The organism is Quadrisphaera granulorum, assembly GCF_003149145.1.
Lineage (GTDB): Bacteria > Actinomycetota > Actinomycetes > Actinomycetales > Quadrisphaeraceae > Quadrisphaera > Quadrisphaera granulorum.
In genome coordinates, this window is sequence record NZ_QGDQ01000034.1 from 45779 (window position 1) to 52098 (window position 6320).

At 68.9% G+C, this 6320-nt stretch carries 10 protein-coding genes; 6 read left to right on the top strand and 4 right to left on the bottom strand.

Annotated elements, in window-relative coordinates:
- Positions 1–13: 13 nt before the first annotated feature.
- Positions 14–346 carry a type II toxin-antitoxin system Phd/YefM family antitoxin gene (locus BXY45_RS19815; protein WP_211319769.1) on the top strand — a complete coding sequence of 111 codons (333 nt, stop codon included), beginning with the start codon at positions 14–16 and terminating at the stop codon, positions 344–346.
- A gap of 342 nt (positions 347–688) precedes the next feature.
- On the opposite strand, the gene BXY45_RS19825 is transcribed toward BXY45_RS19815, so the two are convergent.
- Genes BXY45_RS19825 through arsM form a run of 3 tightly spaced genes read right to left on the bottom strand, consistent with a single transcriptional unit; the run spans position 689 to position 3134 of the window.
- Positions 689–1153 carry an arsenate-mycothiol transferase ArsC gene (locus BXY45_RS19825; protein WP_425468341.1) on the bottom strand — a complete coding sequence of 155 codons (465 nt, stop codon included), beginning with the start codon at positions 1151–1153 and terminating at the stop codon, positions 689–691.
- A complete protein-coding gene (arsB, locus tag BXY45_RS19830) occupies positions 1147–2307 on the bottom strand; it encodes an ACR3 family arsenite efflux transporter (protein WP_245961941.1) in 1161 nt (386 codons plus the stop codon). The genes BXY45_RS19825 and arsB overlap by 7 nt, the downstream gene beginning before the upstream one ends.
- Complete coding sequence (gene arsM / locus BXY45_RS19835) at positions 2304–3134, bottom strand: arsenite methyltransferase (RefSeq protein ID WP_109776252.1); 831 nt, start codon at positions 3132–3134, stop codon at positions 2304–2306. The genes arsB and arsM overlap by 4 nt, the downstream gene beginning before the upstream one ends.
- Positions 3135–3253: 119 nt before the next feature.
- On the opposite strand from arsM, the gene BXY45_RS19840 reads away from it, so the two are divergent.
- Together BXY45_RS19840 and BXY45_RS19845 are read left to right on the top strand one after the other, a co-directional pair.
- Positions 3254–3625: an ArsR/SmtB family transcription factor gene (locus tag BXY45_RS19840; protein ID WP_109776253.1), complete on the top strand. Its 372-nt coding sequence runs from the start codon at positions 3254–3256 to the stop codon at positions 3623–3625.
- 83 nt (positions 3626–3708) lie between these two features.
- On the top strand, positions 3709–4194 hold the full coding sequence (locus BXY45_RS19845) for a GNAT family N-acetyltransferase (RefSeq protein WP_109776268.1): 486 nt from the start codon (positions 3709–3711) through the stop codon (positions 4192–4194).
- 294 nt (positions 4195–4488) lie between these two features.
- Here the strand turns inward: BXY45_RS19845 and BXY45_RS19850 are convergent, their stop codons facing one another.
- Entirely contained in the window at positions 4489–4722 is a 234-nt protein-coding gene (locus BXY45_RS19850) for a helix-turn-helix domain-containing protein (RefSeq protein ID WP_245961943.1), read from the bottom strand.
- Positions 4723–4782: 60 nt separating this feature from the next.
- Between BXY45_RS19850 and BXY45_RS19855 the strand changes: the two genes are divergently transcribed.
- From BXY45_RS19855 to BXY45_RS23560, 3 genes are all read left to right on the top strand, one after another.
- Entirely contained in the window at positions 4783–5421 is a 639-nt protein-coding gene (locus BXY45_RS19855; protein WP_211319770.1) for a uracil-DNA glycosylase, read from the top strand.
- Between the two features lie 327 nt (positions 5422–5748).
- Positions 5749–5943 (top strand): helix-turn-helix domain-containing protein, encoded by a 195-nt coding sequence (locus BXY45_RS23555; RefSeq protein WP_170131631.1) that lies wholly within the window; start codon positions 5749–5751, stop codon positions 5941–5943.
- Positions 5944–6118: 175 nt separating this feature from the next.
- Complete coding sequence (locus BXY45_RS23560; RefSeq protein WP_170131632.1) at positions 6119–6256, top strand: hypothetical protein; 138 nt, start codon at positions 6119–6121, stop codon at positions 6254–6256.
- Positions 6257–6320 lie beyond the last annotated feature (64 nt).

Genomic DNA, 6320 nt, shown 5'->3' on the forward strand with positions numbered 1-6320 from the left:
AGCAGCGGCCTCGATGTCAGGAGACTGGCTATCGCTGTCCGTGCGTGTGGGCATCGGTGAACCTGTCGACACCGGCGATGTGGACTCCCTCATGGGCACCATCAGCATCGGCGAGCTGCGCGCCAACCTCGACGAGGTCATCGAGCGAGCCGAGAACGGCGACCAGCGCATCGGCATCACGCGCAACGGCACGCTCGTCGCCGTGGTCATCAGCGTGAAGGATTTCGAGGCGCTGGAGGCCGTCGAGCTCGCTCAGGACACCGCCGCCTACCGTGCAGCGAAGGTCGACGACGACGCCGATCGCGTCACGCTCGAGCAGCTGCGCTCGGAGCTCGACGCCGAGTAGCTGCCTGGCAGGTGCGTTCGTGCATGGCGACTACAGAGAGCCCACCGCGATCGCCGCGAGACCCACCGCTGCTATCAGTGCGAGAGCGCGCCCGATCCTGCTCAGCGCAGCAGGGCAGATGTACTCGTCCATGCACAGCTGGCACTGGCACGCTGGCCACTGCTGGTTCTCGATGTGGTGCGGGCGAGAGCACGTCTCGTCGGGCGAGGCCTGTGACGGCGGCGGAAGCACGGCGCCAGAGTGCGCCCGCGACGGCACTAACTGCCAGGATCCAGACGACACCCAGACGACACCTCCCCGTTCTTGTGACCAGCGGAACGGTGCCCCGCCCCGGAAGCCGTTTCAAGCAGCCCGCTGGAACCGGTCCAGCAGGTCCTCGACTCGCCGGCTGATGTCGTCGCGGACCAAGCGCATGCGCTCCATTCCCTCGATGCCCCGTGTGGCGGGCTCATCGGTCTCCCACACCTCCACCGGGGTGCCGCCGACGGGCTCGACGCGGGCCTCCCCGCCCAGGACGACCACGAGGTCAGCGGCGCGCACGTCGTCGTCGGTGAGCTGGTGGGTGCGGGCGGTGGAGATGTCGACGCCGACCTCGGCCAGGCTCTCCACCGACTGTGCGTTCAGTTTCATACCCGCCTCGGTTCCAGCGGAGAAGACCTGCACCGCCAGGCCCTGCTGCTCGGCGGCGTGGCGCATCAGCCCGGCCGCCATCTGGGACTTGCCACCGTTGCGCACGCACACGAACAGCACCCGCTGCCCTGTCGTGGCCGTTGTGACGAGGGTGGGGTCGGTTGGCTGGGTCACGATGCACTCCTGGAAGTCGTCGTTCCCACGGCACCGGGGGCACCGGGCCCCACGGGGGTGCTGGGGTCGTTCGGAAAGAACCGGCGCCCAGCCCACAGCGCGACGTACACCAGCGCGACCAGGACGGGCACCTCGATGAGGGGGCCGACTACGCCGGCCAGGGCCTGGCCGGAGGTGACGCCGAAGGTGCCGATGGATACGGCGATGGCGAGCTCGAAGTTGTTGCCGGCGGCGGTGAAGGACAGCGTGGTGGTGCGGGCGTAATCCATCCCGATGACCCGACCGAGGGCGAAGGAGCCGCTGAACATGAGGATGAAGTAGGCCAGCAGCGGCAGCCCGATCCGCGCCACGTCCCCGGGCGCGGAGGTGATCGCGTCTCCCTGCAGCGCGAACAGCAGCACGATCGTGAACAGCAGCCCGTACAGCGCCCAGGGACCCAGGCGCGGCAGGAAGCGCTGCTCGTACCAGTCCCGTCCCTTGGCCCGCTCGCCCAGCGCGCGCGTCAGGTACCCCGCGAGCAGCGGGATGCCGAGGAACACCAGCACCGAGACCACGATGGCGGCCACGGAGAAGTCCGCGCTGGTGGTCGGCAGCCCCAGCCATGCAGGAAGCACCTGCAGGTAGAACCAACCGAGCGCGGCGAAGGCGAGGATCTGGAAGACGGAGTTGATCGCCACCAGGACGGCGGCGGCCTCGCGGTCGCCGCAGGCGAGGTCATTCCAGATCAGGACCATGGCGATGCAGCGGGCCAGGCCGACGATGACCAGGCCGGTGCGGAACTCAGGGGAGTCGGGCAGCAGCAGCCAGGCCAGGGCGAACATCAGTGCCGGTCCGAGCACCCAGTTCAGGACCAGGGAGGCGGCCAGCATCCGGCGGCCGGCGGCGTCGGCGCTGATGCGGCCGAGCTGGGTGTAGCGGACCTTGGCCAGGACCGGGTACATCATCACCAGCAGACCCAGGGCGATCGGCAGGCTGACTGAGCCGACCTCGACCGCCGACAGTGCGTCATCGAGCCCCGGGACAAGGCGGCCGAGGGCCAGACCGAGGATCATCGCGGCGATGATCCAGACCGGCAGGAAGCGGTCCAGGGTGGACAGGCGAGCGAGCACCGGGGCCTGGGGCCCAGCGGCGGGACGCTCGGAGACGACGTCGCTCACGGCGCGGAGTCCTCGGGCTGGCTGGTCGGAGTGGAGTGGGCGGTGGGCTTGGTCGCTCGGACGATCGCACCGTGTAGGCCGGGGGCGACCTCGTGGGTGAACTCCACGCTGGCTTCGGTGAACCCGGCCGCGGCCAGGCCGTCGAGGTACTCCGTGCGTGAGAGGGCGCCGGCGATGCAGCCGACGTGGTAGCCGCGTTCGGCGCGCTGGGCGGGAGTGACGTCGTCCTCGGCGACGACGTCGGAGATCCCCACCCGACCGCCGGGGGCGAGGACCCGGAAGGTCTCGGCGAGTACGGCGGGCTTGTCGGTGGACAGGTTGACCACGCAGTTGGAGATGACCACGTCGATGCTGGCGTCGTCGAAGGGCAGTGCCTCGATGGTGCCCTCGCGAAACTCGACGTTGCTGACGCCTGCGGCGGTGGCGTTGGTGCGGGCCAGGTCGAGCATCTCCCCTGTCATGTCGACCCCGTAGGCGAAGCCGGTGGGCCCGACGCGGCGGGCGGACAGGAGCACGTCGATGCCGCCGCCAGAGCCCAGGTCCAGCACGCGCTGGCCGGGGTGCAGGTCTGCGACGGCGGTGGGGTTGCCGCATCCGAGGGAGGCGAGCACTGCCGCGGCGGGCAGGTGGGAGGTGGCGCCGTCGTCGTAGAGAGAGGCGCCGAAGTGCTCGTCGACCTCGATCGCAGCAGCGGGGCTCGGGGCGCAGCAGCTGCCCGAGGCGCCGTCAGTGGGGCTGATGGCGAGTGCGGCCTTGGCGTAGCGGGAGCGGACCTGCTCGCGCAGCGCCTCGTCAGCAGACGACAGGGACGACGTGGTGTTGGTCATCACAGACCTCCAGTCCAGGGGCTCGCCAGGGCATCGAAGTTCATCGATGCCAACCCTGCCAGAGGCATGGACGAGCGTCAATATCGACAGCAGTCGATGCATGGTGGCAGACTTCGGGAATGGTCACTGCCCTAGGTCTGGTCCCGACCGAGCGCTCCGCTGTCGAGGCTGCTGCGAGCGGTGTCGTGTGCTGTGCGCCGCTGTCGCGAGAGCCGCTGGGGGCTGAGGACGCCGTCGTCCTGGCCCGCATCCTCAAGGCGATCGCTGACCCCGCCCGGTTGCGGCTGCTCAGCCTGGTGGCAGCCCACGAGGGCGGCGAGGCCTGCGTGTGCGACCTGATCGAGCCCCTGGGCCTGTCTCAACCCACCGTGAGCCACCACCTGAAGGTCCTGGTGGAGGCGGGTCTGCTTACCCGGGACAAGCGCGGGGTGTGGGCCTACTACGCACTGGTTCCAGGGGGGCTGGACGCCCTTGCCGCTGTGCTTCGGTAAGGGCGGAGGGGGCGATGGAGTCAAGCAGTGCAGTTCCCGGCGATCCAGGTGTCAGGGATATCGAGACCGTGGTCGTCGAGTCGATGACCGAGCAGGACTGGCCCGCCGTGTCGAGCATCTATGCCGCGGGCATCGCCACCGGCCACGCCACCTTCGAGGCAGCACCGCCGAGCTGGGAGGACTTCGACGCAATCAAGGCACCCGAGCACCGGCTGGTGGCCGTCGACGCCGCAGGCCGGGTGGTGGGGTGGGCGGCGGTGGTTACAGTCTCGGACCGCTGCGTCTACGCCGGTGTGGTGGAGCACTCCGTCTACGTCGCCCCCGAGGCCCGGGGCCGCGGGGTGGGCCGCCTGCTGCTGGAAGAGCTGATCGCCTCTGCCGAGGCCGCTGGCGTCTGGACGATTCAGTCAGGAATCTTCCCGGAGAACACCGCCAGCTTGGCCCTGCATCAAGCAGCCGGCTTTCGCATCGTCGGGATACGTCAGCGGCTCGGGCGCATGAGTCACGGACCGATGGCGGGCCAGTGGCGTGACGTCGTCCTGCTAGAGCGACGCAGCTCGGCGATCTGAGGCCGCGACTGGGGGCTGCGACACCCCGCTCGATGTACAGCTGTCGAAGTGCCGTGCGCCAGCACGCGCCACGGCGCTGCTGGTCAGACGGTGGGCCCCGTGGGGCTCGAACCCACAACCCGCGGATTAAAAGAACGTCGGCGCCCCGAGGGGCGGGGGTACCGCTGTCCGACGTCGACCAGGGCAGACGCGATGTTGTTGCTGGTCAAGCAGCAGAAGTGCAGATCTACCGCGCGCACCGCGAGCCACCTCGCCGCATGGCGCCCGCCGCGCCGTGGAGGGGTTCGCGAGGGGTCAGCTGTCCCGCAGCAGGTCTGCCGGGTGCACGCCGAGCGCCTTGGCCAGTCGGTAGATGTTGTCGAGGCTGATGTTGCGCTCGCCGCGCTCGACTGACCCCACGTAGGTGCGGTGCAACCCGGCCTGATCGGCGAGGTCTTCCTGGCTGAGTGCCAGTGGCTCCCGCAGCGTTCGCACCCGCAGCCCGAAGGCCCGGCGCACAGCGCGGGTCTCCTCGGTTGCGGTCGCCACGAGCGCTCACGTTCGGCGAACGCCTCTTATGGGTCTACAGACTATGAGTAGCATCCACAGGTGTTTTTGGATCACCCGCGAGGATTTCGGGATGCCGCGCTGCTGGACGAGCGCCGCGCGCTGCTGCAGACCAGCCCGGCGGTGCAGCCGCTGCGGGAGTGGTCGAGCGACCTTGAGCGGCGCCGAGACGTCACCGTCCCCGACTTCGACCCGGCGGAGGCAGGGGTGGACGCTCGCGTGCTGATCGTTCATGAGGCTCCCGGCCCGATGGCCGCGGTCGGCAACGCCACTCAGCGCCCCGGTAGCGGCTTCATCTGCGTCGACAACAACGACCAGAGCGCGGCCAACATGTGGTCGCTACGTGCGGAGGCCGACCTACGGGAGACCGAGGTGGCCCACTGGAACATCGTTCCCTGGTACCTCGGCCCTGCCAGCGTCAAGCCGACCTCCGACGAACTGCGTGCCGGTGCGCGAGAGCTGCGTGCGTTGCTGACTCTTTTCACGCGCCTGGAGGTCGTTGTGCTGAGCGGGCTGTACGCCCAGCGCGGGTGGATGGAGCACCTCTCGACGGCGAGTGACGTTGTCGTCATCCCCACCTGGCATCCGGGCGCGCAGTCGCTGAACCGACCCGGACGGCGAGAGGAGATGCTCGCGGCGCTGCAACGGGTGCGAGGCCTGCTCGGCCCTGTTGTCGATTAGCGAGCGCGGTAGGTCGCGGTGCGCGGAGTAGTAGCGGCAGGTCCGTCGACCGCGTAGCGTCATGAGCAGCTACTGATCCAGCGTCTACGAGGTGACGACTGCTGGGGAGGCTGACCAGCAAGAGTGCTTTCGTTCCCACCCCCGTCTCGGGCGCGGACCGCAAGGCGCTCGCTGTGTGACCCGGCGCGCGGCGCACTCCTCACGGGCCACGGCAGACCAGACGTCAGCGACGTCCGGGCTAGCCGTGGCCTTCGCCATGTTCGGCTCGGACTCCGTCCGAGAGGTCCGACCGTGACTACATCAGATCGTCCCCTGGCCTACTTGACCGTGAATGATGTCGAGTACGAGTACGGCATTCCTGGCAGCACCGTCCGTCGCTGGCTGCGCGACGGCGTCCTCCCGCACTCCAAGCCCGGCGGCAAGGCCAAGAGCCATGTGCTCATCGCGCGCGTCGACCTGGATGCGCTGCTGGCGGCCTCACGCGTCGAGGCGACTACCGGACCGCTGGCCGCGAAGTCGTGACGGCAATCCGCAGGTTGCGACTTCCAGCGCCAGGCTTATCAAAGCCGGAAATGTCGCCAATGGCGCGAATTACGCTAGTCCGAGCGACCCTCGCGGAGCAGGAGATCCGTCCGCGGGGGTGGCCCGGTGCGCAGGTGTGGCCGGCATACGTCCGAGCGTGCACTTAGGAGAAGTCATGCCGCAGAGAGGCATCAACGCCGGAACTCCCGTGCGTTACACCGTCGACGGGGTCGACGTGAACACCATCTGGCAAGAGGTCATCGCGGGGCTGGAGGTGCTCAATGAGCCTTTGCCACTAGCGCGTCGGCGGTGACGCTGCGTGACCTTGGGTTGCGAGTCGAGGGTGGGACCCCGAAGGATGGATCGGTCCGCTCAAA